27 protein-coding genes are annotated in these 25,835 nt (G+C 70.4%); 16 read left to right on the forward strand and 11 right to left on the reverse strand.

What is annotated here, in order from left to right:
- Positions 1–48 precede the first annotated feature (48 nt).
- From BJQ94_RS00590 to BJQ94_RS00625, 8 genes are all read left to right on the forward strand, one after another.
- Positions 49–1,290 carry a four-carbon acid sugar kinase family protein gene (locus tag BJQ94_RS00590; RefSeq protein ID WP_265399498.1) on the forward strand — a complete coding sequence of 414 codons (1,242 nt, stop codon included), beginning with the start codon at positions 49–51 and terminating at the stop codon, positions 1,288–1,290.
- A gap of 85 nt (positions 1,291–1,375) precedes the next feature.
- On the forward strand, positions 1,376–2,101 hold the full coding sequence (gene hemQ / locus BJQ94_RS00595) for a hydrogen peroxide-dependent heme synthase (protein ID WP_265399526.1): 726 nt from the start codon (positions 1,376–1,378) through the stop codon (positions 2,099–2,101).
- Positions 2,101–3,195 carry a ferrochelatase gene (locus tag BJQ94_RS00600; protein ID WP_265399499.1) on the forward strand — a complete coding sequence of 365 codons (1,095 nt, stop codon included), beginning with the start codon at positions 2,101–2,103 and terminating at the stop codon, positions 3,193–3,195. The genes hemQ and BJQ94_RS00600 overlap by 1 nt, the downstream gene beginning before the upstream one ends.
- Complete coding sequence (gene hemC / locus BJQ94_RS00605) at positions 3,192–4,145, forward strand: hydroxymethylbilane synthase (RefSeq protein WP_265399500.1); 954 nt, start codon at positions 3,192–3,194, stop codon at positions 4,143–4,145. The genes BJQ94_RS00600 and hemC overlap by 4 nt, the downstream gene beginning before the upstream one ends.
- Positions 4,142–4,927 carry a uroporphyrinogen-III synthase gene (locus BJQ94_RS00610; protein ID WP_265399501.1) on the forward strand — a complete coding sequence of 262 codons (786 nt, stop codon included), beginning with the start codon at positions 4,142–4,144 and terminating at the stop codon, positions 4,925–4,927. Before hemC ends, BJQ94_RS00610 begins: the two co-directional genes overlap by 4 nt.
- Before the next feature lie 69 nt (positions 4,928–4,996).
- Positions 4,997–5,983 carry a porphobilinogen synthase gene (gene hemB / locus BJQ94_RS00615; protein ID WP_265399502.1) on the forward strand — a complete coding sequence of 329 codons (987 nt, stop codon included), beginning with the start codon at positions 4,997–4,999 and terminating at the stop codon, positions 5,981–5,983.
- Positions 5,980–7,311 carry a glutamate-1-semialdehyde 2,1-aminomutase gene (hemL, locus tag BJQ94_RS00620; RefSeq protein ID WP_265399503.1) on the forward strand — a complete coding sequence of 444 codons (1,332 nt, stop codon included), beginning with the start codon at positions 5,980–5,982 and terminating at the stop codon, positions 7,309–7,311. The genes hemB and hemL overlap by 4 nt, the downstream gene beginning before the upstream one ends.
- Positions 7,312–7,501: 190 nt before the next feature.
- Positions 7,502–8,224: a hypothetical protein gene (locus BJQ94_RS00625; protein WP_265399504.1), complete on the forward strand. Its 723-nt coding sequence runs from the start codon at positions 7,502–7,504 to the stop codon at positions 8,222–8,224.
- Between the two features lie 23 nt (positions 8,225–8,247).
- Here BJQ94_RS00625 and BJQ94_RS00630 read toward each other — a convergent pair whose 3' ends face one another.
- The 7 genes from BJQ94_RS00630 to BJQ94_RS00660 form a co-directional block, all read right to left on the reverse strand.
- Positions 8,248–8,829, reverse strand: coding sequence for an XRE family transcriptional regulator (locus BJQ94_RS00630; RefSeq protein ID WP_265399505.1), 582 nt, complete (start codon positions 8,827–8,829; stop codon positions 8,248–8,250).
- Between the two features lie 128 nt (positions 8,830–8,957).
- Entirely contained in the window at positions 8,958–9,524 is a 567-nt protein-coding gene (locus tag BJQ94_RS00635; RefSeq protein ID WP_265399506.1) for a dienelactone hydrolase family protein, read from the reverse strand.
- 37 nt (positions 9,525–9,561) lie between these two features.
- Positions 9,562–9,942, reverse strand: coding sequence for a DUF1304 domain-containing protein (locus tag BJQ94_RS00640; RefSeq protein ID WP_265399507.1), 381 nt, complete (start codon positions 9,940–9,942; stop codon positions 9,562–9,564).
- Positions 9,943–9,980: 38 nt separating this feature from the next.
- Complete coding sequence (locus BJQ94_RS00645) at positions 9,981–10,994, reverse strand: MDR family oxidoreductase (RefSeq protein ID WP_265399508.1); 1,014 nt, start codon at positions 10,992–10,994, stop codon at positions 9,981–9,983.
- A 69-nt stretch (positions 10,995–11,063) separates the two neighbouring features.
- A complete protein-coding gene (locus BJQ94_RS00650) occupies positions 11,064–11,903 on the reverse strand; it encodes an ABC transporter permease (RefSeq protein ID WP_265399509.1) in 840 nt (279 codons plus the stop codon).
- Positions 11,900–12,802 carry an ATP-binding cassette domain-containing protein gene (locus BJQ94_RS00655; protein ID WP_265399510.1) on the reverse strand — a complete coding sequence of 301 codons (903 nt, stop codon included), beginning with the start codon at positions 12,800–12,802 and terminating at the stop codon, positions 11,900–11,902. The genes BJQ94_RS00650 and BJQ94_RS00655 overlap by 4 nt, the downstream gene beginning before the upstream one ends.
- A 99-nt stretch (positions 12,803–12,901) precedes the next feature.
- Positions 12,902–14,128 (reverse strand): cysteine desulfurase-like protein, encoded by a 1,227-nt coding sequence (locus tag BJQ94_RS00660; RefSeq protein WP_265399511.1) that lies wholly within the window; start codon positions 14,126–14,128, stop codon positions 12,902–12,904.
- A 66-nt stretch (positions 14,129–14,194) separates the two neighbouring features.
- Between BJQ94_RS00660 and BJQ94_RS00665 the strand changes: the two genes are divergently transcribed.
- The 3 genes from BJQ94_RS00665 to BJQ94_RS00675 all read left to right on the forward strand — a co-directional run bounded on the left by BJQ94_RS00665 (position 14,195) and on the right by BJQ94_RS00675 (position 16,296).
- Complete coding sequence (locus BJQ94_RS00665) at positions 14,195–15,061, forward strand: LssY C-terminal domain-containing protein (RefSeq protein WP_265399512.1); 867 nt, start codon at positions 14,195–14,197, stop codon at positions 15,059–15,061.
- Positions 15,058–15,555, forward strand: coding sequence for a hypothetical protein (locus tag BJQ94_RS00670; protein WP_265399513.1), 498 nt, complete (start codon positions 15,058–15,060; stop codon positions 15,553–15,555). The genes BJQ94_RS00665 and BJQ94_RS00670 overlap by 4 nt, the downstream gene beginning before the upstream one ends.
- Positions 15,556–15,636: 81 nt before the next feature.
- Positions 15,637–16,296 carry a hypothetical protein gene (locus tag BJQ94_RS00675; RefSeq protein ID WP_265399514.1) on the forward strand — a complete coding sequence of 220 codons (660 nt, stop codon included), beginning with the start codon at positions 15,637–15,639 and terminating at the stop codon, positions 16,294–16,296.
- Between the two features lie 38 nt (positions 16,297–16,334).
- Here the strand turns inward: BJQ94_RS00675 and BJQ94_RS00680 are convergent, their stop codons facing one another.
- Both BJQ94_RS00680 and BJQ94_RS00685 read right to left on the reverse strand, forming a co-directional pair.
- Positions 16,335–17,531 carry an MFS transporter gene (locus tag BJQ94_RS00680; RefSeq protein WP_265399515.1) on the reverse strand — a complete coding sequence of 399 codons (1,197 nt, stop codon included), beginning with the start codon at positions 17,529–17,531 and terminating at the stop codon, positions 16,335–16,337.
- 167 nt (positions 17,532–17,698) lie between these two features.
- A complete protein-coding gene (locus tag BJQ94_RS00685) occupies positions 17,699–18,598 on the reverse strand; it encodes a rhodanese-related sulfurtransferase (RefSeq protein WP_265399516.1) in 900 nt (299 codons plus the stop codon).
- Positions 18,599–18,687: 89 nt separating this feature from the next.
- Here BJQ94_RS00685 and BJQ94_RS00690 point away from each other — a divergent pair, with 89 nt between their 5' ends.
- From BJQ94_RS00690 to BJQ94_RS00710, 5 genes are all read left to right on the forward strand, one after another.
- Complete coding sequence (locus BJQ94_RS00690; protein ID WP_265399517.1) at positions 18,688–19,227, forward strand: YbhB/YbcL family Raf kinase inhibitor-like protein; 540 nt, start codon at positions 18,688–18,690, stop codon at positions 19,225–19,227.
- A gap of 204 nt (positions 19,228–19,431) precedes the next feature.
- Complete coding sequence (locus BJQ94_RS00695) at positions 19,432–20,544, forward strand: alpha/beta hydrolase (RefSeq protein WP_265399518.1); 1,113 nt, start codon at positions 19,432–19,434, stop codon at positions 20,542–20,544.
- 114 nt (positions 20,545–20,658) lie between these two features.
- Positions 20,659–21,405, forward strand: a complete 747-nt coding sequence (locus BJQ94_RS00700) for a nucleoside phosphorylase (protein WP_265399519.1) — start codon at positions 20,659–20,661, stop codon at positions 21,403–21,405.
- Entirely contained in the window at positions 21,405–22,712 is a 1,308-nt protein-coding gene (locus tag BJQ94_RS00705; protein WP_265399520.1) for an amidohydrolase, read from the forward strand. The genes BJQ94_RS00700 and BJQ94_RS00705 overlap by 1 nt, the downstream gene beginning before the upstream one ends.
- A gap of 9 nt (positions 22,713–22,721) precedes the next feature.
- Positions 22,722–23,300 (forward strand): thioesterase family protein, encoded by a 579-nt coding sequence (locus BJQ94_RS00710; protein ID WP_265399521.1) that lies wholly within the window; start codon positions 22,722–22,724, stop codon positions 23,298–23,300.
- A gap of 12 nt (positions 23,301–23,312) precedes the next feature.
- On the opposite strand, the gene BJQ94_RS00715 is transcribed toward BJQ94_RS00710, so the two are convergent.
- Both BJQ94_RS00715 and BJQ94_RS00720 read right to left on the reverse strand, forming a co-directional pair.
- Positions 23,313–23,873, reverse strand: a complete 561-nt coding sequence (locus BJQ94_RS00715; protein WP_265399522.1) for an SRPBCC domain-containing protein — start codon at positions 23,871–23,873, stop codon at positions 23,313–23,315.
- An 87-nt stretch (positions 23,874–23,960) separates the two neighbouring features.
- Complete coding sequence (locus tag BJQ94_RS00720) at positions 23,961–25,514, reverse strand: NAD(P)/FAD-dependent oxidoreductase (RefSeq protein ID WP_265399523.1); 1,554 nt, start codon at positions 25,512–25,514, stop codon at positions 23,961–23,963.
- Between the last annotated feature and the right edge of the window lie 321 nt (positions 25,515–25,835).

Consider the following 25,835-nt stretch of genomic DNA (forward strand, 5'->3'; position numbering starts at 1 on the left):
CCGGCCCGCCTTCACGCCATCACGACCCGTTCCAGCAGAGGAATCCCCATGAAGACCATCGTCCTCGACGACGACCCCACCGGCACCCAATCGGCCAGCGACGTGGTCGTGCTCCTGACCAGCAACGCCGACCTCATCGGCCAGGCCCTCACCGAGGCCGACAGCGTCTATGTGCTCACCAACTCCAGGGCCATCCCAGAGGAGGAGGCGGTGGCGCTGATGCGGGCCATCCGCGCCGACGCCCGCACGGCCGGCGCGCGGCTGGGCGAAGACATCCAGATCGTGCTGCGCGGCGACTCCACCCTGCGCGGGCACGTGTTCTCCGAGACCCTGGTCTTCGCGGAAGCCGATTCGGTGGTGCTGTTCGTGCCGGCGTTCCCCGACGGCGGCCGCACGACCGAGAACGGTGTGCATTACGTAACCCAGGCCGGCCAGCGGGTGCCGGCGCACCTCACCGAATTCGCCGATGACCCGGTGTTCCCGTTCGACACCGCGGTGCTGGTCGACTACGTGCGGCAGAAGTCCGGGCGCGACGCGGTGAGCGTGCCGCTCGAGCTGGTCCGGGCCGACGCGGTGCACGAGGTGCTGCTGACGGCCGCGGCCGGCTCCGTCGTGGTTCCGGATGCCGTGACCAACGACGACATCCGCCGCATCGCCCGCGGCGTGGAGGCCGCCAGGGCCCGCGGCGCCAACATCGTCGTGCGCAGCGCGTCGCCCCTGGCCGCGGCGCTCGCCGGAGTCGAGAGCGACGGTCTGCTCCCCAGCCCGCTCCTGGCGGTGCCGGTGCCGACGCTCCTCGTCTGCGGATCGCACACCCAGGGCGCCACAGCCCAACTGGACCTCGTGGCCGCCGGCCACGGCCCCGCCGTCGTCATCCCCACAGCAGACGCCCTGCGCGACCCGGCCGGCACGGGCTCCACCGTGGCGCGCACGGCCGCCGCCGAACTCGCCGGCCGGGGAGTGAGCGTCGTCACCACGGAGCGCGCCCGCTCCGCCGCACACAACACCCTCGAGCACGGCCGGCTCGTCATGGAGGCCCTCACCTCGACGGTGCGGGCGCTGCTGCCGGCGGTCGAGGTCGTCGTCTCCAAGGGCGGCATCACCTCGGCCGACGTCGCCCGGGTGGGCCTGGGCGCCACCAGGGCGGTCGTGCTCGGGCAAGTGCTGCCGGGAGTGTCAGTCTGGCGTCTGGTGGCATCCGACGGGCGCGAACGCCTGCACGTGGTGGTGCCGGGCAACGTCGGCGAGCCGGATGCACTCGTGAAAGTACTCGCAGCGCTGCGCCACTGACGGTTTACTTTTGGCTCTCCGAGCAAAGCGGTGGAGACTAGTACTCATGACTCACCCGGCTGCCGGAGAGGCAGTAGACATGACCATGCCCACCCCCGATTCACACACCTCCTCAGAGGCTGAACCCACCGAGGCTTCCCCCTCCGGATTCACCCTCTTCACTGTGCTGCGCAAGGACCCGTCCAACCCGGACGACCTCGACGGCCACGACGTGCCGCGGTTCGTGGACGAGCTCGACGACATCGTGGCGCTGGTCGAGGCCGAAGGTGTCACCATCCGCGGGTTCTACGACGTCTCCGGCCTCCGCGCCGACGCCGACGTGATGATCTGGACCCACGCCGACGAGGCCCAGACCCTGCAGTGGGCCAACCGCGAGCTGCGTCGCAGCCGTCTGCTCAAGAGCTTGCTGCCTACCTGGAACGCCATGGGGGTGCACCGCGACGCTGAGTTCAACAAGAGCCACGTGCCCGGCTTCCTGCGCGGCATCGATCCCAAGGCCTGGCTCACCGTCTACCCGTTCGTGCGCAGCTACGAGTGGTACCTGCTGCCGGAGGCCGAGCGCAGCAAGATGCTCGCCGACCACGGTCGCAAGGGCGCCGCGTTCCGCGGGGCCATCGCCAACACCGTCTCCTCGTTCGCCCTGGGCGACTACGAGTGGTTGCTGCCGATCGAGTCCGATGAGCTCACCGAGCTCGTCGACCTGATGCGCGAGCTGCGCGCCACCGACGCCCGCATGCACGTGCGCGAAGAGGTGCCCTTCTACACCGGCCGCCGGATCACCACCGCCGAGCTCGTGGAGGTCCTGCAGTAATGACGAACTACGACGCCATCCTGCTCGCCGGTTTCGGCGGGCCAGAAGGCCAGGACGACGTGATCCCGTTCCTGCGCAATGTGACCCGTGGGCGCGGCATCCCCGAGGAACGCCTCGAAGAGGTGGCGGTGCACTACCGGCACTTCGGCGGCATCAGCCCGATCAACCAGCAGAACCGCGTGCTGAAAGCAGCCCTGCAGGCCGAACTTGACCGCCGAGGCATCGAGATCCCGGTGATCTGGGGCAACCGCAACTGGGCGCCGTACTTGCCGGACACCATCGCCGAGGCCCACGCCAACGGCCAGGACCGTCTGCTCGCCATCGCGACCAGCGCGTACAGCTCGTACTCCGGCTGCCGCCAGTACCGCGAGGACTTCGCCCAGGCGTTGGACTCGACCGGCCTGACCGGCGTCGTGCAGATCGATAAGATCCGCCAGTTCTTCGACCACCCCGGCTTCGTCACCCCGTTCATCGACGGTGTGCGCGCGGGTCTGGCCGAGATCGAGGCCGCGAACCCCGGCATCAACCTCGCCACCGAGGTCGAGGTGCTGTTCTCCACCCACTCGATCCCGTCCACGGATGCCGCCAAGAGCGGCCCGGCCGCCCGTGGCTTCGGGCCGGACGGCGCATACGCCGCCCAGCACCTGGCCGTGGCGGATGTGGTCATGCAGGGCCTCGACAGCCCGTGGCAGCTGGTCTACCAGTCCCGCAGCGGGCCGCCCAGCATGCCGTGGCTCGAGCCCGACATCAACGACGCCATCGCCCTGCTGCCCGCCCGCGGCATCCGTGCCGTGGTGATCGTGCCGCTCGGTTTTGTGAGCGACCACATGGAGGTCATGTGGGACCTCGACAACGAGGCCACCGAATCGGCCAAGGAACACGGCCTGTACTCGGTGCGCGTGCCCACGCCCGGGGCCGACCCGGTCTTCGTGAGCGGGCTCATCGACCTGGTCGAGGAGCGCTTGAACGACGTGCCCGCCGAGGACCGGCCCGCACTGACCGACCTGGGGCCCTGGTACGACATCTGCCGGCCGGGCTGCTGCGAGAACGTGCGCCTCGGCTTCAAGCCGGCGGTCGCGGGTATCGCGCCGTGAGCGCCATCAGAGTCGGCACCAGGGGCAGCGCCCTCGCCATGGCGCAGACCACGGCCATCGCCAACCGCATCCAGGCGGCAACCGGCGGCGAGGTGGAGATCATCCCGATCACCACGCACGGTGACGTGTCCCGCGAGTCCCTCGCCAGCCTGGGCGGCACCGGAGTCTTCGCCAGCGCGCTGCGCGAAGCCCTGCTGAACGACGAGTGCGACGTTGTCGTGCACTCCTTCAAGGACCTGCCCACCGACCCGTACGCCGGCCTCGTCATCGGCGCGACCCCCAAGCGTGCCGACGCCAGGGATGTGCTCTGCGCCCGCGCCGGCCTCACCCTCGCCACCCTGCCCGAGGGCGCCAAGGTGGGCACCGGGTCGCCGCGCCGCGCCGCCCAGCTGCGCGAGCTGCGCCCGGACCTCGAGGTCGTCGACATCCGCGGCAATGTCGACACCCGGCTCAAGCTGGTCGCCGACGAGACCCTGCACGCCGTGGTGCTCGCCGCCGCGGGCCTCGGCCGCCTCGGCCTGCTCGAGAACATGGCCACCGACTACCTCGAACTCTCCGACTGGCCCACGGCGCCCGGTCAGGGCGCGCTGGCCATCGAGGTGCGCACCGGCAAGCCGGAGCGACTGCTCGCCAAGGCCCTCGCCGTGCTCAACCACGCCACCACCCAGGCCACTGTCACGGCCGAGCGCCACGTGCTGGCCCGGCTCGAGGCCGGCTGCGCCGCGCCGATCGGGGCGACCGCCGTGATCGACGACGGCCTGCTGTTCCTCACCGCCACGGTCTACAGCCCCGACGGCACCCGCCGCATCACCGCGTCGCACGCGGCGACACCCGAATCGCACTCGGTCGTCGACCTGCAGGATGCCGCCCTCGACGTCGCCGACCGCGCCGCCAGGGAACTCCTCGCCGGAGGCGCCGCCGAGTTCGCCCCGCTGTCGGTGACCCAGTGAGCGCCCTCCGGCACAACCCCGACAAACCGCTCGCCGGTTGGCGCGTCCTCGTGCCCCGCGGCGGCCCCTGGGGCGACCAGGTCGCCGCCAACCTGCGCTCCCGCGGCGCCCTGCCGATCGTCGCGCCGATGATCAACTTCGCGCCCACCGACGACGCCGCCGCCCTCGAAACCGCGCTGGCCAAGCTGGCCGCCGGGGACTTCGACTGGATGACCGTGACAAGCGCCACAACCGTGGACGTGCTGTCCTCGCACCGGGCCGTCGTGGCGCCCGGCACCCGCATCGCGGCTGTCGGCGAGACCACCGCCGCGGCCCTCGTCGCGGCCGGCTACCACGTCGACATCGTGCCCTCCGAGGACAACTCGGCCAAGGGCCTGCTCGCCGATTGGGAGGCCGCCACCCACGGCGTCATCCCGTTGCGGGTGCTCACCCTGCGCTCCGAGATCGCCAAGCCGTTGCTCACCGAGGGTCTGCGCCGCATCGGCCACGACGTCGAATCCGTCGTCGCGTACCGCACCGTGGGCGTGCCCGTCTCCGACCGCGTCGTCGCCGACGTCAAGGCCGGCCGGGTGCACGCCGTGCTGGTCACCAGCGGCAGCGTGGCCCAGCAGGTGCAGGAGCAGCTCGGTCCGATTCCCACGACCACGCTGATCGCCTGCATCGGCCCGCGCACGGCGAAGGATGCGGCGGCCATCGGCCTCCGCGTCGACGTCATCGCCGACGAACGCAGCGCCGAGTCCCTGATCGAGGCCCTCGTGCGCCTCGCCCCGCGCGACCTGTAACCCTCCGCTCCACCCTCGACCCGACCGGCCGCCGCCCCCGCACTCAGGCGGGAGGCCTAGGCTGGTCGGGTGATAAACCCCGTCATCCGCCCGCGACGACTGCGCAGCACCCCCGCACTCCGCCGCCTGGCCAGCGAAACCCGTCTCCACCCCGCCGAACTCGTCCTGCCGCTCTTCGTGCGTGAGGGCAACGAATCCACCGCGATCTCCTCGATGCCCGGTGTGGTGCAGCACAGCATCGACGGAGCCCGCCGCGCCGTGGCCGAGGCCGCCGCAGCCGGCATCGGCGGCGTGATGCTCTTCGGCGTGCCCGCTGTGCGCGACGCCACCGGCACCGGGGCCACCGACCCCGACGGCATCCTGAACGCCGCCACCCGCGCCGTCGTCGCCGAGGTGGGCGACGCCCTGGTGGTGCAGACCGACCTGTGCCTGGACGAATTCACCGACCACGGCCACTGCGGCGTGCTCGCCGCCGACGGCCACGTCGACAACGACGCCACCCTGCTGCGTTATAACGAGATGGCCATCGCGCAGGCCGAGGCAGGCTCGGCGCTGCTGGGCCTCTCCGGCATGATGGACGGCCAGGTCGCCTCCGTGCGCGCCACCCTCGACGCCGCCGGCTACGCCGACACCGCCGTGCTCGCCTACTCGGCCAAGTACGCCTCCGCCTACTACGGCCCGTTCCGCGAGGCCGTGCAGTCCACCCTCGTCGGCGACCGCCGCACCTACCAGCTCGACCCCGCCAACCGCCGCGAGGGCGTGCGCGAGGCCCGCATCGACATCGACGAGGGCGCCGACGTCGTGATGGTCAAGCCCGCCGGCAGCTACCTCGACGTGCTCGCCGAGGTCGCCGCCATGAGCTCGGTCCCGGTCTGGGCGTACCAGGTCTCCGGCGAGTACGCCATGATCGAGGCTGCCGCCGCGCAGGGCTGGATCGACCGCCGCCGCGCCATCGAGGAGTCGGTGCTCAGCATCCGCCGCGCCGGTGCCGACGCCATTCTCACCTACTGGGCGGTCGAACTCGCCGCCTGGCTCACCGAAACGGATGCCCGATGACCGCCAGCACACACAACGACGAGCTCTTCGCCCGCGCCCAGCTCTCCATCCCCGGCGGCGTCAACTCGCCCGTGCGCGCCTTCAAGTCGGTCGGTGGCACCCCGCTGTTCCTGGTGAAGGCTGCCGGTGCTTACGTCTTCGACTCCGACGGCCGCGACTACGTCGACCTGGTCAGCTCCTGGGGCCCTGCGATCCTCGGCCACGCCCACCCCGCCGTGGTCGCCGCCGTGCAGGAGGCCGCAGCGCTCGGGCTCTCCTTCGGCGCCTCGACCCCCGGCGAGACCGTGCTGGCCGAGCTGATCAAGGGCCGCGTCGCCGCGATCGAGAAGATCCGCCTGGTCTCCACCGGCACGGAGGCCACCATGACGGCCATCCGCCTGGCCCGCGGATTCACCCAACGTGACCTGCTGATCAAGTTCGCCGGTCACTACCACGGTCACTCCGACGGCCTGCTCGCCGAGGCCGGAAGCGGCCTGGCCACCCTCGCCCTGCCCGGCTCGGCCGGCGTCACCGCCGCCACCGCCGCGCAGACCCTGGTGCTGCCGTACAACGACCTGGACGCCGTGCGTGCAGCGTTCGAGGCGTACCCCGGCCAGATCGCTGCCGTGATCACCGAGGCCGCCGCGGCCAACATGGGCGTCGTCGCCCCGGATGCCGGCTTCAACGCGGCACTGTGCGACCTCGCGCACGAATACGGCGCGCTGCTCATCGTTGACGAGGTCCTCACCGGCTTCCGGGTCAACCCCGGCGGTTACTGGGCGCTGCAGGCCGACGACGGCGAGAGCTACACGCCCGACCTGTTCACCTACGGAAAGGTCATCGGCGGTGGCCTGCCGGTGGCCGCGCTCGGCGGCCGGGCCGACGTGATGGACTTCCTCGCCCCGGCCGGGCCGGTCTACCAGGCCGGAACGCTCTCCGGCAACCCGGTCGCCGTGGCCGCCGGCATCGCCACCCTCACCGCGGCCGACGCCGCCGTCTACGCGCGCCTCGACGAGACCGCCGAGCTGCTCTCCGACGCCGTCTCCAACGCCCTGTACGCCGAGGGTGTCGCCCACAGCGTGCAGCACGCCGGCAACCTGTTCAGCTTCGTCTTCGGCCAGGAGGCGGCGATCACCCCGCCGCGCACCTACGCCGAGGTGCAGCGCCAGGAGGGCTACCGCTACGCGCCGTTCTTCCACTCGATGCTGGAGAGCGGTATCTCGCTGCCGCCCTCGGTGTTCGAGGCCTGGTTCGTCTCCGCCGCCCACGACGGCGACTCGATCGGCCGCATCCTCGAGGCCCTGCCGGCCGCCGCGAAGGCCGCCGCCGAGGCCCGCCCCACGGTCTGACCGATCCGGCGGTAGCCCGCGCGACGGTCGGCCTGCCGCCAACTGTTCCCGCAGCGGACAATTGCGCCCGGTGCGCCGGGTGCAATTGTCCGCACGGGCAACAGTTGCCGGCTGATTCCACCGCGGCGGCGTTATGGCTTTGTGAGTTACCGACAGGGGGATTTCCAGCCGGACCGGGCAGACTGGGGGAATGGCTTCCTTGCGCGTACACCCCGACCGGCTGGAGATTCACCTGACGCCCGCGGAGAAGACGCTGGCGTTCCGCCGCGAGGATCTGGTGATCGCGCGTGACACCATCCGTTCGGTGACGATCACCGACGACCCGTGGATCTGGGTGCGTGGCATCCGTGCCCCCGGCGCCCTCGTGCCCCTCGTGCTGGCGGTCGGTGTGTGGAAGTTCCACGGCGGCAAGGACTTCCTCGCGATCAAGCGCAAGCGCCAGGCCGTGGTGATCGACCTGATCGGCGACGAGTTCGCCAGGGTGATCCTCTCCACCAACCACGCGCCCGACCTGATCGCCTCACTCAAGCTCGAAGCCACCGACGCGACCGACGTGCCGGAGCTGAACGAGCCTGTCGAGCCCGAGAGCGCCAAGCCCGCCAAGCCGGCCAAGCCGGTCAGGCGTGCCCGCACCGCGAAGCCGGCCGCACCGCTCGCGCCTGTCGAGCCGATCGAGTTCACCGAACCGGCCGAGCCGGTTGCCCCGGTGAAGCGCACCAGGGCCGCGAAGGCGGCCAAGCCGGTGGACTCGGCCGACGCCGGTGACGCGACAACGCCCGCCACGCCCGCCACGCCCGCGAAGCCGGCCAAGCGGGTGCGTACAGCCAAGGCCAAGGTGGCCGCGCCCACGGCGGATCAGCCCGAGACCCCGGAGACCCCAGAGGCCCCCGAGGCTCAGGAGGCGACCGCGTAGGTCGCTCCCGTCATCCGGCTGGGTCAGCGAATGGTGCTGGCCCGCACGTGGATGCGTTCGCCGGTCTGGCCGAACAGGCTGAGGATCTCCGTCGGCTCCGGCCCGGCGCTGCCGAAGGCGTGCGGCACCCTGGTGTCGAATTCGGCGACCTCGCCCACTCCCAGGATCATGTCGTGCTCGCCGAGAGCCAGGCGCAGTCGCCCGCTGAGCACGTAGAACCAGTCGAAACCCTCGTGGGTGCGCTGCTCCAACGGCTCGTCGCCGGTGCGGCCGGGGATGATCACCTTGAACGCCTGCAGGCCGCCGGCGGTGCGGCTGAGCGGCACGAAAGTGCGGCCGTGCCGGGTGAACGGGCGCTGGTCCAGGCGCGGGTCATCCTCGGCCGGGGTGCGCACGAGGTCGTCGATGGTCACGTCGTGGGCGGCCGACAGGGCGAGCAGCAGCTCCAGGGTGGGTTTGCGCTGGCCGGACTCGAGCCTGGACAGGGTGCTCTCCGAGATCCCGGTGGTCGCGGAGAGCTGCGCCTGGGTGCGTCCGCTGTGCAGGCGCAACTCACGCAGCCGGGCTCCCACTGTCTGCAAAACGGATGGTGCGTCGCTGGTCATCCCCTCATTATGCCAGATCAGCAAGCGCCCTTGCTATTGCTGCTCGGTCCGCGCGCCCGGTAGCTCGCGAAAGCGGTCGTGCGGCTGCCTCAGCGAGCTGAAGTGACCGCATGGCCGCTCTCGCGGGGTCAGGCGAGGCGGTCGAGGAACTGGATGGAGCGCTCGAGGATGAGCTCGGCGATGTCCTCGTCGTACTCGCCGAGGCTGGGATCGGCCACAAGGTGCCCCGAGCCCGGGTAGATGAAGAGCTCGGCCTGGCCGGCGTCTCCGGCCAGCTCCTCGACCTCGTCGAGCTCGACCCAGTCGTCGCCCTCGCTGACGTGCATCTGCAGGGCTGCGGGCGCCGGCCACGCCGACCCGAACATCGCCGCGGGCACGCCGCCGTGGTACAGCAGCGCGCCGAGCGCGCCGGCCCGGCTCTGGGCGAGCTTCTGCGCCGGAAGCGTGCCGAGGGAGAAGCCGGCGTAGACGGTGTTCGCCGGGAGGGCCTCCGCCGCCGCGCGCCCGCGTTCGATGATGGTGTCGAAACCGATGGACTCGGCGTTGGCGACCCCGGCGTCGATGGTGTCGAAGGTGCGGCCCTCGTACAGATCGGGAACGACGACCTCATGGCCGGCATCCCGCAGCCGTTGGGCGAACTCCGCCACCCCGTCGGTGAGTCCCTGGGCGTGGTGGAAGAGGATGACGTGGGTCACAACGGTCCTTTCGACGGGGCCGCCCGGGCCTGAGTGCCTAGGCGAACAGGAAGAGGATGAATCCGATCAGGGGCAGCGTACCCTGCGTCAGCGCCGACCTCACCCGGCCGGGCCCCGAGGTGGTGAGCACGATGGCCGCCACGAACATCGAGGCCGTGCTGAACAAGATCAGCGCGGCACCGGCCTCTTCGGGGCCGCCGAAGTACAGGAACAGCCCGATGACGGCGCCGACGGCCAGGAAGAGGTTGTAGAAGCCCTGGTTGTAGGCCAGCACCTTGGTGGTCTCGGCTTCGGCCTGGTTCGCCAGGCCGAAGCGCAGCCAGGTCTTCGGTCGCGTCCACCAGGCGCTCTCCATCAGGAAGATGTAGACGTGCAGAACGGCGGCGAGAGCGATGAAGACTGAAGCGAAGAGGGCCATTCCTGAAGCCTAGCCGTGTACCGCCGGCGCGCCAGGGGTCAGCGGCGCACGTCCACGACCGTGCGACCGTGCACCTGGCCCGCCAGGATCCGCCCGGCCGCCGCGAACGAGTCCTCGAGGGAGATGATCGCGGTGAGGCCGTCGAGGAGCTCGAGGTCCAGGTCGGTGGCGAGGCGGCCCCAGGCCTCCTCGCGGAGTGCCAGCGGCGCCTGGACCGAGTTGATGCCGGCCAGGGTGACGGCCCGCAGGATGAACGGCATCACCGTGGTCGGCAGGTCGGCGCCCTGGGCCAGCCCGCAGGAGGCCACGACGCCGCCCTGGTGGGTCTGGGCCAGGATGTTGGCGAGCGTGAAGCTGCCCACGGAGTCGATGGCGCCCGCCCAGCGCTGCGCCTGCAGGGGCTTGCCGGCCTCGTCGATGGTGTGCCGGTCGAGCAGCTCGGCGGTGCCGAGTCCGCGCAGGTAGTCGCCGAGCTCGGCGCCGCGCCCGGTGGAGGCGACCACCCGGTAGCCGCGAGCCGCGAGCAGTGCGATCGCGATGGATCCCACCCCGCCGGCCGCGCCGGTCACGAGGATGTCGCCGGAATCCGGGGTGACCCCGCCACGCTCAAGGGCGAGTACGGCGAGCATGGCCGTGAAGCCGGCGGTGCCGATGGCCGCGGCGCGGCTGGCGCTCACGGCATCCGGCAGGCGCACGAGGGAGGCGCCGGAGACGCGGGCCCGTTCGGCGAGGCCGCCGTGGTGGCTCTCGCCGATGCCCGCACCGTTGAGGATGACGCGGTCGCCGGCCGCCCAGCGCGGGTCGCTGCTCGACTCGACCGTGCCGACCAGGTCGATGCCCGCGATCAGCGGCCACACCCGTACTACGCCGGGCTTGCCCATCAGGGCCAGGCCGTCCTTGTAGTTGATGCTGGAGAACTCCACCGCCACGGTGACGTCGCCGTCCATCAGGGCATCGTTCCCGACCGTGGTCAGGGCCGCGGATTGGATGCGTGCGCCCGACTCGTCCTCGGTGCGGGTGACGACGATCGCGCGGAATTCGGTAGCAGACATGCATTCACCCTAGACCCGCGGCAGTTGCCGGATCCGGTCGCACACCGGGCCTTTCTGCCCGCACAGCGCCTAGGTGACGTCGCGCTTCCAGCTGATGAAGTACCCGCCGACGGTGGCCGCGAGGCCGTAGGCCAGCAGCACCAGGCCGCCCTGCCAGCTGGTCAGCACTGCGCCGCCGGGGCTGGCCAGGGTGAAGAAGCTCGCGCCGACGAGCGCGTCGGAGGCGGCGCCGGGCAGGTACTTGCCGATATCCGCCGTCACCTCGGTGAACGCGGCGGCGAAGCGCAACAGCGGCTCGACGAACTGGGTGAAGGCGAGCACGATCACGATCGACGCCACCTGGCTGGGCACCAGGGCGCCCAGACCCACGCCGATCACGGCCCACAGCGCCATTGCCAGCACGGTGCGCCCGATCAGCGCCCAGGTCTCGGCGTCGGCGAGCAGCGGGTCGACGCCGAAGCCGCCGAGCACGAGTGCGCCGACCCCCACGGATGCCGCGAGCCCGACCAGGCCGAGACCGGCGCCCACCACGAACAGCGCGATGGTCTTGGCGCCGAGGACTCGGCCGCGCTTGGGGGTGGCGAGGAAGGTGGGAGTGAGGGTCTGGTGCCGGAACTCGCCCGTGGTGGCCAGGGCGCCCAGCAGCACCGGGAAGACATACCCGACGGAGGCCGCGAAGCTGTAGATGAGGGGAGGCAGGCTGCCGAGCCCGGCGAGGCCGCCGGTGCCGCCGCCGGTGTTCATCGAGTCGGGGCTGATCGCGCCGCTTTCGACACCGCCGAACAGGGCGGAGAGCCCGCCGGCCAGTAGGGCGATGTAACCGAACAGCACCAGGGCGAGGATCCACCACATGCGGGTGGTGAGGATCTTGCTGAATTCGGCGGCGACGGGGCGCAGGATCAGGTTCACAGCGAGTCGCCTCCTTCGACGAGGGCGAGGAAGGAGTCTTCCAGGCCCGCCTTCTGCCGGTGCAGCACATTGAGTTCGACGCCGGCGGTGAAGGCGATGTGCCCCACCTGGCCGGGGTCGGGCACCGCCACGATCAGCCCGGTGCGGCCGGAGGTGAAGGCCAGCCCTGCGGCGGTGAGCGCCGTCACGAGGGAGTCCCGGTCGGGCGAGTCCACGATGACCTGCGGGGCGATGTTGGTGTCCAGGCTGGACAGCGGGCCGGAGTGCACAAGTTCGCCCTTGGCGATGATGATGACGTCGTCGACGCTCTGCTGCACCTCGCTGAGCAGGTGCGAGCTCACCAATACTGTGCGCCCCTCGGCGGCCATGCTGCTGAGGAATCCGCGGATCCACTTGATGCCCTCGGGGTCGAGGCCGTTGATCGGTTCGTCGAGCACGAGCACGCCGGGGTCGCCGAGCAGTGAGTAGGCCAGGCCCAGGCGTTGGCGCATGCCCAGGGAGTACCCGCCGACACGCTGGTTGGCGTGGTCGGCCAGGCCGACGGTGTGCAGCACCTCGGTGACCCGGGTGCGGGGGAGGCCGGCGGCGAGGGTGTACACGCCCAGGTGGTTGGCGGCGGTGCGGCCGGGGTGGAAGCTGGCGGCCTCGAGGGCCGCCCCGACGGTGTTCAGCGGCTGGGGCAGGTCCCGGTAGCGCAGTCCGCCGAAGGTGGCGGTGCCCGAGCTGGGGGCGACCAGGCCCAACAGCATCCGCAGGGTGGTGGTCTTGCCTGCGCCGTTCGGTCCCAGAAAACCGGTGACCCGGCCGGGCTCGACAGTGAAGGAGAGGTCGTTGACCGCCGTGACCTGGCCGAACCTCTTGGTGATGTTCGTGAATTCGATGACAGCGCCGATTGGCATCCGTGTCCCCTTTGTTGCTTGATGCACAGCTTATTGGGGGAACGGGCCGGTCCGCCCGGGTTTTTTCCGCCAGACCGGCAGAATCCGGACTACGGGCGTTCAGTCGAGCGCGAACTCCGTCACGGCGGCAAGCACGGCGTCGATCTCGCCGGCGGTGCTGTACGGGGCCAGGCCGATGCGCAGCGCCCCGGTGTCGCCCAGACCCAGGTGCCGGGAGGCCTCCAGCGCGTAGAACGAGCCGGAGGGTGCGAGGATCCCGCGCTCGAAGAGGAACTCGGTGGCGTCGGCGGCCGCGCGCCCCGCGAACCCCACCAGAATCGTCGGGGTGCGCTGATCAGCCCGGGAATACACGGTCACGCCGGGCAGGGCCGCGAGCCCGGACTCCAACCGTTCGCGGAGGGAATCTTCGTGCGCCTCGGCCAGCCGTAGGGAGGTGCGGAGGCTCTCCCGTCGGCCGACGCTGGGGCGCGGGGCAACCCCGGTGGCCAGTTCGCTCAGCCCGGCGATGAAGTCGACGGCCGCGGTCACCCCGGCCAGGGTCTCGTAGGGCAGGGTGCCGAGTTCGAAACGTTCCGGCACCACATCCGTTGACGGCAGCAGCTTGTCGGGGCGGATGCCCGCCAACAGCGCGGGGTCGGCCGCGAGAACGCCACAGTGCGGGCCGAAGAACTTGTAGGGCGAGCAGACGAAGAAGTCGGCGCCGAGCGCGCCGAGATCCACGAAGGCGTGCGGCACGTAATGCACACCGTCGACGAAGAGCAGCGCCCCTGCCCGGTGCACCACTTCGGCGATCTCGGCGATCGGCGGCCGGGTGCCGATCAGGTTGGAGGCGGCGGTCACCGCAACGAGGCGGGTGCGCTCGGTGAGCACCGCGGCCACAGCCGCTGCGGGCAGTTCCCCGGTGGCGGGGTCGAAGTCGACCCAGACCACCGTGGCGCCCGCCTGTGCCGCCGCCTGCACCCACGGGCGGATGTTGGCGTCGTGGTCAAGGCGGGAGACCACGATCTCATCGCCGGGCGCCCAGTCGAGGGAGAGGTGCCGGGAGAAGTCGTAGACCAGCTGGGTGGCGCTGCGGCCGTAGACGATGCCGAGCGGGTCGGCGCCGAGCAGGTCCGCCATCGCGGTGCGGAAGCCGGTGACGGCGTCGTCGGCGTTCCGCTCGGACACGCTGCGCCGGCCGCGGATCGATAGCGGGCCGGTGAGGGTGTCGGCAATGGCCTGGCCCACACCGCGCGGGGTCTGGGTGCCACCGGGGCTGTCGAAGTGCACGGTGCCGGCGGACAGGGCGGGAAAGTGGGCGCGGATCGATTCGACGTCGTAGGTCACCCCGCTATCCAAGCATCGATAGCCGTGCAGCCACCGGTGGCGCGGCGACCGAACTAGCATGGCGCCATGACAGAGGCGACGACGGTGCCCGCCGGCCGCCGGCGCGTCTCGCCGGGGGCCATGCTCGACTCGTTCTTCTTCGTGCTGGCCGGCTTCGCGTCGGTATGGCTCGCGGTGCTGCTGGCCACCGAGAGCCTGGGGCTGGGCTGGGGCCTGCTCTGGTTCGCCGTGCTGTTCTGGGCGCTGTTGGCCTACCTCGTGCTGCCGCGCCTGCACCGCATCCTCACCCGGCTCTACGTGCCCGACTACTTCATCGGCCGCACCCGCACCAGCGACGGCCTGCTCGGCGACCCGGTCAATCTCGCCCTCATCGGCAGTGCCGACCAGGTGCATGCGGCGCTCGCCGCCGCCGGCTGGATCCGGGCGGACGACGTGACCCTGGCCTCGAGCTGGCGCATCGTGACCGCAACGGTGAGTCGGCGCAGCTACCTCCGGGCCCCGGTGAGCCCGCTGCTGCTCTTCGACAGGGTGCAGGACTTCGCCTATCAGCAGGAGGTCGAGAACAACCCGGCCAAGCGCCACCACGTGCGCTTCTGGCGGTGCCCGGACGGCTGGATGCTGCCCGGCGGGCACCGGGTGGACTGGGTAGCCGCCGGAACCTTCGACCGGGCGGTGGGCCTGTCGCTGTTCACCCTGCAGGTCACGCACAAGATCGACGAGCACACAGATGTCGAGCGCGATCACATCGTGGCGAGCATCCGGCAGGCTGTGCCGGAGACCCGCCTCGTGCTGATCCGCGACTTCGCCACCGGATATCACTCCCGCAATGGCGGCGGCGACTCCATCCAGACGGATGGTGACCTGCCGGTGCTCGACCTGCGCGCGGTGCCGGGTGAAGCCGGCGCCGTCGTCGAACTGACCGGGCTGACATGACGGCGGCGGATGCGCGGGGCCGGGTCAAGCGTCCTCCCTCGGTGACCGGCGGGGTGCTGCTGATGGCGGTGCGGGCGCTGTCCGGCGGGTTCGTCATTCTCACGGTGGTCGGGTCGTGGGACACGTTCACGGCCACGATCGTGCTCAACGGCGAGAAGCTCGCGCAGACCGACCCGCCGGCCGCCGGCGCCCTGCTCGGCGGAGTGCTCGCGGTCTACGGGCTCTACCTCCTGCTCTACCTGGGCCTGGCCGCGTTGGTGTTCACCGGTCGCAACTGGGCCAGGGTGGTGGCGATGTCGTTCGCGTCGGTAAGCATCCTGGTCTCGTTCGCCGACTACGAGCTGGGCGGCGCCCAGATCACCCTGCGCACCTCGCTGGTGAGCGTCACGATCGACATCCTGATACTCCTGGCGCTCTCCAGCACCAACGCCAGGCACTACGCCAGGGCCGTGCGGGACGCCCGCACCGCACGGTCCGAACCAGCTGCCCGCTGATACGGTGCAGACATGGCACTACGGGGTAGCGATCCGAATGATTCGCCTGCCGACCCGAGTGCAGGTGAGGCTGGTGCTGCCGTGCCTGCCGCGGGCGATGCCGGAGTCGTTGACGATCTCATCCTGCTCAAGAGCGCGCCCCTGCGGATCCGCGAGTGGGTCGTGCCGCCGATTCTTCTCGCACTGGCGGGCACAATTCCTACTGTGGTCCTGTCTGGGCTGGCCGTGCGGCAGGAGCTCTCCAGCGCCGGATGGGCCGCCATGGCGGTGAGCGTACTTACGGTGTCCTTCGCCGGCGCGCTGGCCTGGTTCGGATATCGGGCCTACGCGCGAGCCACGGCCCCCGCCGCAAGGTCATTTGTCATCTTCCGGACCGCGGGATTCCTGTCCTTGGCGTCGTGCTCAGTACTCGTCGGCATCGTCGGCCTCATTCTCCCTGTGGTCTATGCCGGGCTCGCCGCGCTTGTCGTGACGTTCTGGGCGTACGCCCACGCACAACCCGACGAGGAACCGGCAGCAATTCGCGTGGTACTCGCCCGTATTGCGAAGCAGGTGACTCTGGCGAACGGGATCGTGCTGGTGATACTGCCCGTGGGCGCCGCGTTCATGGCCCTCAGCGGATCGTATTCGGGAGGCGACATGGCCGCACGGTACGTGGCCCAGGCCTTCGTGCTCCCAGCCGTCGGCGTGTTCCTCATGATCTGGGTGCTGCGCGGCAGACGTGCTCTCTCAGCGCCTTAGCTCGTCGGCTCAGCCGCTGAGCCGTGCCGGGTGGGAGCCTAGGAGACTGCGGCGGCCGTGACGAGAGTGGCGGCGCTCGCCGGAGCGAGCGTGCTGCGCCGGGTCGCGGCCCCGATCATCACGAGCGCCGCGGCCGCGGTGATCGCGGCACCGGCCCAGAGCGGCGAGGTGTAGCCCAGGCCCACGCTGATGGTGATGCCGCCGATCCAGGCGCCCAGGGCGTTGCCCACGTTGAACGCGGCGATGTTGGCGCTCGAGGCCAGGGTGGGCGCGGTGTCGGCGTAGAGCATGATGCGGGTCTGCAGGCCGGGCACGGTGCCGAAGCCGAAGCCGCCCATCAGCACGAGCGCGATGACCGTGGCCACGGGGTTTGCGGCCGTGAGCGCGAAGAGCGCCATCACGATGGTGAGCCCGATCAGCAGCAGCACCAGGGTGAGGTCGAGGCGGCGGTCGGCCGCCTTGCCGCCGAGGATGTTTCCCACGAACAGGCCGGCGCCGAAGACCACGAGCAGCCACGGCACCGCCGCGCTGGAGAACCCGCTCACCTCGGTGAGCGTGTAGGCGATGTAGGTGAACGCACCGAACATGCCGCCGAAGCCGAGCACCGTGACAATCAGGGAGAGCCAGACCTGGCTGGAGCGGAAGGCGCGCAGCTCCCCGCGTAGGTTGCTGACGTGCGCGGTCTCGTCGGTGGCGCGGGGCACCAGGGCCGCGATGCCGGCCAGGGCGATGACGCCGATCACGGTGATCGCCCAGAAGGTGGCCCGCCAGCCGAAGCTCTGGCCGATGAAGGTGCCGAATGGCACGCCGAGCACGTTGGCGAGGGTGAGCCCGGTGAACATGATCGCGATGGCGCCGGACTTCTTGCTGGCCGGCACCAGGCTGGCAGCGACGACGGCGCCGATGCCGAAGAAGGCACCGTGGCAGAGCGCCGCGAGGATGCGGCCGAGCAGCATGATCGGGTAGCTGGGGGCCAGGGCCGAGACCAGGTTGCCGAGAATGAAGAGCACCATCAGGCCCACGAGCACGTGTTTGCGGGGCAGCCGGGTCACGGCGGCGGTGAGCAGGATGGCGCCGACCGCGACGCTCAGGGCGTATCCGGAGATGAGCCAGCCGGCGGCGGCCTCGCTGACGGCGAAGTCGGCGGCCACCTCGGGCAGCAGGCCGGCGATGACGAATTCGGTCAGCCCGATTCCGAAGCCGCCCAGGGCGAGTGCGATCAGTCCAATGGGCATACGAGTGACTCCTTCAAGCGTGTGGGATGAGCGCCAGTGGTCGAGCCAGTCGACAAGACAAACAGTCAACGGTAGTTGCAGGCGCGCTATAAATGATTGCACGCGCTAGGTACCTGCGCAAGCAACTACCCGGAGGGAGTCGTGAGCGCCACCAACTCCGGACGGGCTCAGGCCGCGTGTGCCGCGCAGGCCGGGGCGGCCACGGCCACGCACGCCGGGCACGCGACGAGCTGCTCCCGGCACGACAAATCCCGGCAGTTGAGCATGTTCTTGGTGGCCTCGCCGCAGACCATGCAGTGGCCGAGCACCGCGGTGTGGTCGCTGAAGTCCACCGACATCCGCTGGTCGAACACGTACAGCGAGCCGTCCCAGAGGCCGTCGTCGCCGTAGGCCTCGCCGTAGCGCACGATGCCACCCTCGAGTTGGTAGACCTCGCCGAAGCCGCGGTCCTTCATGAGCGACGAGAGCACCTCGCAGCGGATGCCGCCGGTGCAGTAGGTCACAACGGGCTGGCCCTTGAGATGGTCGTATTTGCCGCTGTCGAGCTCTGCCGCGAAATCCCTGGTGTTGGCCACATCCGGCACCACCGCGCCGCGGAACCGGCCGATCTCGGCCTCGAAGGCGTTGCGGCCGTCGAAGAACACCACGTCGTCGCCGCGTTCGGCCACGAGGGCGTGCAGGTCGGCCGGGGCCAGGCGCGTGCCGCCGCCGACCACGCCGCCGGCATCCACGCTCAGCGACTCCGGCGAGCCGAAGCTCACGATCTCGTCGCGCACCTTCACCACCAGGCGGGGAAAGTCCAGGCTCGCGCCGGAGTCGTCGAGGCCGGTGCCCTCGCTCCACTTGAAGTCTATGCCGGCGAACGCCGCATACTGGCGGGTCTTGCGCACGTAGCGCTTGAGGGCGGGCAGGTCGCCGCCCACCGTGCCGTTCAGGCCGTCCTTCGAGATGAGGATGCGCCCGCGCAGGCCGAGCGACTCGCAGAGGTCGCGCTGCCAGAGCCGAATGGCCTCCGGGTCGCTCAGCGGGGTGAAGACGTAGTAGAGCAGGATCTTCGGAATGGCCACCCCCACATTTTAGGTGGCGGTGCGGGGCGTGGGGCGGCCCACGTAGGCTGGGCCAACCAGACCACCAACCAGATCCATGGAGTGTGTGCATGACCACGACTGATCCCTTCGCCCGCTTCGGTGAAGTGCCCCTGTTCAGCTTGACCAGTTCGGTGATGACCGACGGTGGCCCGCTGGCTGCCGCGCAGTACGGCACGGGCGCCGGCGGGGCGGATGTCTCGCCCGACCTGCACTGGAGCGGCTTCCCCGCCGAGACCAAGAGCTTCGCGCTCACCGTTTACGACCCGGATGCCCCCACCGGCTCCGGGTTCTGGCACTGGGCGGTGTTCAACATTCCCGCGGACGTGGACGGCCTGCCCACCGGTGCCGGCGTGGAGAACTCGGTACTGCTTCCCGCCGGCGCCGTCGTGATGCCGAATGAAGCCCGCAAGCTCACCTTCATCGGCGCCGGTCCGCCGCCCGGAACGGGCACGCACCGCTACCAGTTCGTGCTGCACGCCCTGGATGTCGCCGACCTCGGCGTCGACCCCGCCGCGACCCCGGCCGTGCTCGGTTTCAACGTGCACTTCCACACCCTGGCCCGCGCCGTGCTCGAGGCCACCGGAGTCGCAGGGGGCGCCGCCGCCTAAATCGGTCGCCCCGGCGGTGCGCGGGCGCCGCGCCCGCGCACCGGCCTCAGCTGACTTGAGAGATTCTCAGGTCATCTCAGGGTTGCGCGCCTATGGTCGTCAGGCGGCAAAAAACTATGCAAGCGCTACCATGCCAGATCGGCATTTCGAAGCCGCATCCGGTAGCGCCCCGTCGGCAGTAAGGCACGTCGGCAGTAAGGCACCATGTTCCACGCTTCCCCTCACGTTTCCCCCCGTTCCAGCACCGGCTTCGACCCCGCCGCCGGCCCCGCCCCTGGCGCGCACCTCAGCCACAGGGAGACCGGGCTCTCCAGGGTTCCCGTCTGGCTCTGGAAGGCCATCATGACGAGGATCGCGCCGGGCGAGCTGCACAAGTTCAACGCCGACCCGATCGACGCCGTCGACTACAACTTCGACCTCGACTACGTGGGCGACGGTATCCGCGACCACCGCCTCGATGTGCTCGTGCCGCACGCCGCCGCCGACACGACTGGCGCGACGGACGCCGCGCCGCTGCCGGTCTACATCTACTTCCACGGCGGCGGCTGGACCTCCGGCGACAAGGCGCCGCTCACGAAGTACGCCGCCAGCCAGGCCGTGGAGGGCATGGTCGTCGTCAACGCCAACTACCGTATGGCCACCCGTTTCGGCATCAAGCACATGCTGCACGACGCCAACGCCGTTCTCACCTGGGTCAAGCGCAACATCCTCAACTACGGCGGGGACCCCACCCGCATCGTGATCGGCGGCGACTCGGCCGGCGGCCACATCGCGGCCCTGATCACCGCGGCGGCCAACGACGAAGCCCTCGCCGAGCACTACAACATCGACCTGCAGATCGAGCCAGGGCACCTGCGCGGTCTCGTGCAGCACTGCAGCATCGCCGATTTCTCGGTGATGTTCGACCGCGGTTTCGTGCTCAGCCTCAATTTCCTGCGGATGCTGCTGCCCGAGCGGGGCCGCGGCATGTCCCTGCGCGACGCGTCCAAGTTCCTCTCGCCCATCGAGTGGCTCGACAAGGGGTTCCCGCCGGTGTTCGTCACGACCTCCGAACGCGACTACTTCTACCGCGCCAACCTCAACTTCATCGAGGCCCTGCGCCGCCGCTCGGTGCTCGTCGACACCGTGATCTACGGCCGTCACCGCACCAACACCCGGCACACCTGGCAGCAGGATGCCCGGCACCCCGAATCGCAGGAGGTCTACCGCCGCCTGGGCTCATTCGTGCGCTCCGTGGCGGCGATTCCGGCCGCGGCGCAGAACCTGGTCACGACGGCGCTGGCCCAGCCCGCGCCGGCCGAGCCCGCCCTGGCGTAGCTCCTCACCTGCGGCGCCCCTCAAGCGCTTCCCGGCGGCACGCCCCACCTGCGCATGGTAGACAAGTTCGACACCTGCCAGGCCACCAGGGCCGCGCCACCCAGAGGAGCACAGATGACCCAGGCCGACACGTTCCCGGTGACCGGACTTCCCCGAACCGGCCTGCCCACCCGTGCCCTCGTGGTCGGTGACCCGTTCCGCGCCGAGCGCATCTCCCACCAGCTCACCAATGTGCGGGAGGTCGCCCATCAGCGCGAGTACCGCTCGTTCGTGGGCGAGTGGAACGGGACGCCGGTCGTGGTCGCGTCCCACGGCGTCGGGGCCCCCGGCGCCATCTGCCTCTTCCAGGAGCTGATGGACGCCGGCGTCGACACCATCATCAGGCTCGGCACCGCCGGGGCCATGCTCCGCGGGATCGGCGATGGCGACCTCATCATCGCCGAGTCCTGCGTGCGCGACGACGGCGTCACCCACCAGCTCGTGCCGGAGAGCTACCCGGCGGCCGCCACCCCGGAGGTTGTGGTCGCGCTTGCAGACGCCGCCCGCCGTCATGACGCGCCGCACCACCGCGGGGTCGTCTGGACCAGAGCAGCGTTCTACCCCGGGATCATCGACCTCAACCAGGACGGCTACGTGAAACTGGGCGTGCTCGCCATCGAGATGGAGCTCTCCGCCCTGCTGGTGCTGGCCTCCACCCGCGGCGTCCGGGCCGGCGGCGGCCTGGTCATCGACGGCGCGAACGCCGACGACCTCGTCGACGGCGCCGGCTACGACCCGCACCGCACCGTCGTCGCGGACGGCGTCGCCCGCGGAGTCCAGGTCACCCTCGACGCCCTCGTCGCCCTGCCAGAGCTCGCCTGATGGCCACCGAACCCGTCGACCTGATCCTCACCGCGGATGCCGTGCTCACGGTCGACGCCACCGGCACGATCGTCGAGGCCGGCGCCGTCGCCATCCGCGCAGGGCTCATCGTGGAGGTCGGGCCTGCCGCCGAGCTGCTCGCCCGGTACCACCCCGCCGAGCTCATCGAGAACCCCGGCTGCGTGCTCGCGCCCGGCTGGGTGAACACCCACACCCACCTGGCCATGAACCTGTTCCGCGGCGCCGCCGACGACGTCACCCTCGAGGTGTTCCTCGAGCGCATGATCGCTGCGGAGATGCGCACCCTGAGCGCGGCGACCGTCGCGGTCGGTGCCCGGGCCGGCATCGCGGAATGCCTGGCCGGCGGCACCACCACGGCGCTGGACATGTACTGGTTCCCGCGCGCCACCCGTGCCGTCGCCGCCGAAGCCGGTTTCCGGCTGCTGAACGGACCCATCTTCATGGGCAACCAAGACCCGGAGGGCCGTGATTTCGCGGGCATGCTCGCCGAGGCGCGCGCGATCCTCGCCGACAACCGCGCCGAGACGCCCGACGACGACCTGTGGGTGATGCCGCACTCCGCCTACCTGCTCGACCGGCCGCAGCTCGAGGACATCCGCGCGCTGGCCGCCGAGGCCGGCGCCCGGGTGCACACCCACGCCTCCGAAAGCCTCGGCGAGGTCGCCATGGCCGGGCAGGTCAACGGCGACCGGCCGATCGCGGTGCTCGATGCATCCGGGCTGCTCACCGCCCGCACGGTGCTGGCCCATGCCGTGCACCTCACCGACGCCGAGATCGACCGCATCGCGGCCAGCGGCGCCGCCGTGGCGCACTGCCCGGTGTCGAACCTCAAGCTGGGCTGCGGCATAGCGCGGGTGCCCGAGCTGCTCGCCGCCGACGCCGCGCTCGGCCTCGGCACCGACGGGGCCGCATCCGCCGGCGCCCTGGACATGTTCGCGGCCGTGCGGATGGCCGCGCTGCTTCACAAGGGCACCACCAACGACCCCACCATGGTCAGCGCCGAACGGGCCGTGCGGCTCGGCACCGTCGACGGCGCCCGAGCCCTGGGCCTGAGCGACGTGGGCACGATCGAGGCCGGCATGCAGGCCGACCTGCAGGTGGTGCGGGTCGACACCCCCAACGCGCAGCCCACCCGTGACCCCTGGTCGGCGCTCGTCTACGCCGCCACGGCCACCGACGTACGGCACACCGTTGTGCGCGGCCGCGTCCTGCTGCGAGACCGGGTGCTGCAGACCATCGACGAGGAGTCGGCCCTGCGCGACCTTACGGAGGCCGTCGCCCGCTAGCATCATCGGGTGCACATGTTCTTTCGAACCCTGCTCCACTCCCTGCTGTCGCGCTTCGGCCGCCGCCTCGGGCACTACGACGTCGCCCGCACGCGGTTCATCACGCTGCCCAGCGACCAGGACATCCTGCGGCACATGAACAACGGCGTCTATCTGTCGATCATGGACATCGCCCGGTTCGACATGCTGCACCGCACCGGCATCTGGGCGATCTTCCAGGCCAAGGGCTGGTATCCGGTCGTGGTGTCCGAGACCATCAGCTTCCGCAAGTCGCTCACCCTCGGCCAGCGCTTCACGGTTGAGTCGCGCATCCTCGGTTTCGACGAGAAGGCCGTCTACGTCGAGCAGCGCTTTGTGCGCCCCGTCGACGGTCCGGATGCGACGCCCGGCGAGGTCGAGGTCTACGCGCGCGGCTTCATCCGCGGCCGGTTCCTCAAACGCACGGGCGGCGTGGTGACCATCGCCGAGCTCACGGCCGCCGTCGGCGCCGCGCCGGACGAACTCACGGTGCCGGCCTGGCTGCTCGACTGGAGCGCCGACGTGGCGATGCCGGCCACTCGGGCGCCGGCCCCCAGCGTCTGGGAGTAACGCTCTCGCGGTTCAGACCGAGTCGGCGTTCTGGGGCGGATGCGTGTGCTTGGGCACGATGAGCTCCTGGTAGTGCCGCTTCAGCGCCGGGTAGTACCGGCTGAACGCCGGCAGCGTGTGGTGGGTGCGCGAGGCGACGAGGCGGTCCAGGTAGTAGTCCCAGACCGGCCCGAATGTGGCCGCCTCCGCCGCGGAGTGCAGGCGCAGCCCGAAGGTCAGCACGGTCTTCCCCGACCCCTCGGTCAGGTGTGCCAGGACCCGCCAGGCATCCTCCCCTTCGCCGATGTCCAGCGCCAGCCGGTTCGGCGGGGTGCATTCGAGGATGCTCACGTATTCCCACTGGGAATCGTTCTTCGACTCCATCCGGAAGCGCACCGCCCCGGTCAACGGCGACCCTGTGTAGGTGCCGATCCAACCGTGCAGGGCCTCTGGCTTGGTCAGGCCTTCCCAGACATACTCGGGGGCCGCCGAGAAGATGCGGTCGAAGAGCAGGTAGAGGCCGTCAGCCCGGTGGGCGAACCGCCCGGTGGCGTGGGCGATATCCGGCGGACCCGGCATAGGTTGGGTGGGCATTGTGACCTCCACGGTGAGTGAACACGAGCCTTCTCTCTGAGGCTATGCCTTCTTCAGGGTCGCCGCCAGAGAGCCCCCGTGCTGGGCTCACTCGGCCTCGAGCACCGCCATGGCGGCGTTGTACCCGCCGATCCCGCTGACGCCGCCGCCACGACGCGCACCGGCGCCGCAGAGCAGGATCCGGGGGTGGCCGGTCGCGACGCCCCAGCGCTGGGCCGGGGTGGTCCGAGCGTCGTCGTCCTCCAGGAACGGCCACGACAGCAGGCCGTGGAAGATGTCGCCGCCGGGCATGTTCAATGCCGCCTCCAGGTCCGCGGTGGTCTTGGTCTCGATGCAGGGCGCCCCGGCGGCGTCGGTCATCAGCACGTCCTCGATGGGTTCGGCGAGCACCGAGTTCAGGGAGGCGAGCACGGCCGCCTGCAGCTGGGCGCGTGTGGCGGTGTTGTCCGCCGTGGTGAGGCGGTCGGGCGTGTGCAGGCCGAACACCGTGAGAGTGTGGGCGCCGGCGGCGACGAGGTCGGGGGAGAGGATGCTCGGGTCACTGAGTGAATGGCAGTAGATTTCGCAGGCCAGCGTGCCGGGGATGCGGCCGGTGCTCGCCTCGGCGTACGCGGCCTCGAGTTGGCTGAGGGTCTCGTTGATGTGGAAGGTGCCGCCGAACGCCGCCTCAGCCGAGACCGAGGGGTCGAGCAGCCGGGGCAGCCGGGTCAGCAGCAGGTTCACCTTCACCTGGGCACCCTCCGGCTTCACCCCCGGGCTCTCACCCAACAGTCCCCGCAGCACCCAGGGCGCCACATTCGCCAGCACGTGTCCGCCGACGACGCTGTCGTCCCATCCCGCCACGGTGTACCGCACGGTCCCGTCCGGGTCGATCCCGGTCACGGTCGCCCCGGTCAGGATGCGCGCGCCGGCCTGTCGGGCCACCCGCTCCAGTTCCGCCGTCACCGCGCCCATCCCGCCGATCGGCACGTCCCAGTCGCCGGTTCCGTTGCCGATGGAGTGATAGAGAAAACACCGGTTCGCGTCGAGTGACTCGTCGTGCACCGAGGTGAACGTGCCGATGAGTCCGTCGGTGGCCACGACACCGCGCACGAGGTCGTTGCCGAACCGCCGGGTGAGCAGGTCGCCGAGGGGGCGTTCGATGAGTTCGTTCCACAGCTTGTCGTCGCCGAGCAGCCGCCTGGACTCCGACCGGGTGGGCAGCGGCTCGCAGACCGTGGGGAAGAGGACACGGGCCAGCTGGGCGAGATCCTCGCCCAGCGTCTCCCACGCAGCGAGGTCGCCGCCGGCCCCGATCCGCTCGAAGGAGGCCCTGGTGGCAGCCGTGTCGCCGGAATCGATCAGCAGGCCGTGTGCCGGATTGGCGGGATCCGGCGTGTACGAGGAGAAGCGGCGCCGGGCCAGGCGGATCGACAGGCCGAGCTCGTCGATGATCCGGGCCGGCAGCAGGCTCACCAGGTACGAGTATCTGGACAGTCGGGCATCCACCCCGGCGAACGCCGTCGCTGAGACCGCGGCGCCGCCCACGTGGTCGTCGCGCTCGAGCAGCAGCACGCTCTTGCCCGCCCTGGCTAGGTAAGCGGCGGCGGTCAGGCCGTTGTGGCCCGCCCCGACGATGACGATGTCGTGTGTCTTATCCATGGAGGGACCCTTTCTGGACGGCGGCGATGCCTGGTCTCGACCCTAGCTTCGCAGGGCCGACACGCCCGGGATGTGGATGGGATTTGCGACCCCCTCAGAATCCCCGTAATGTCATCTCTCGTCACCCCACAGGTTCGGAAAGCCGCAGAGCTTCCGGCCTCAAGCGGGACCAAATCCAAGCAGAAAAGAAAGCGATTCTTCGCTTTGTACAGCTTGATGAAGTTCGCTTCGAATCCAGTTTCTGGAAACCAAGCGGGCAACAAGAACAACATCGAAGTGCCCCGGAGCGACAGCCATTAGGCCTGAAGTCGGGTGCGTCCG

It is taken from the genome of Cryobacterium sp. SO2 (assembly GCF_026151165.2).
Classification (GTDB): Bacteria; Actinomycetota; Actinomycetes; order Actinomycetales; family Microbacteriaceae; genus Cryobacterium.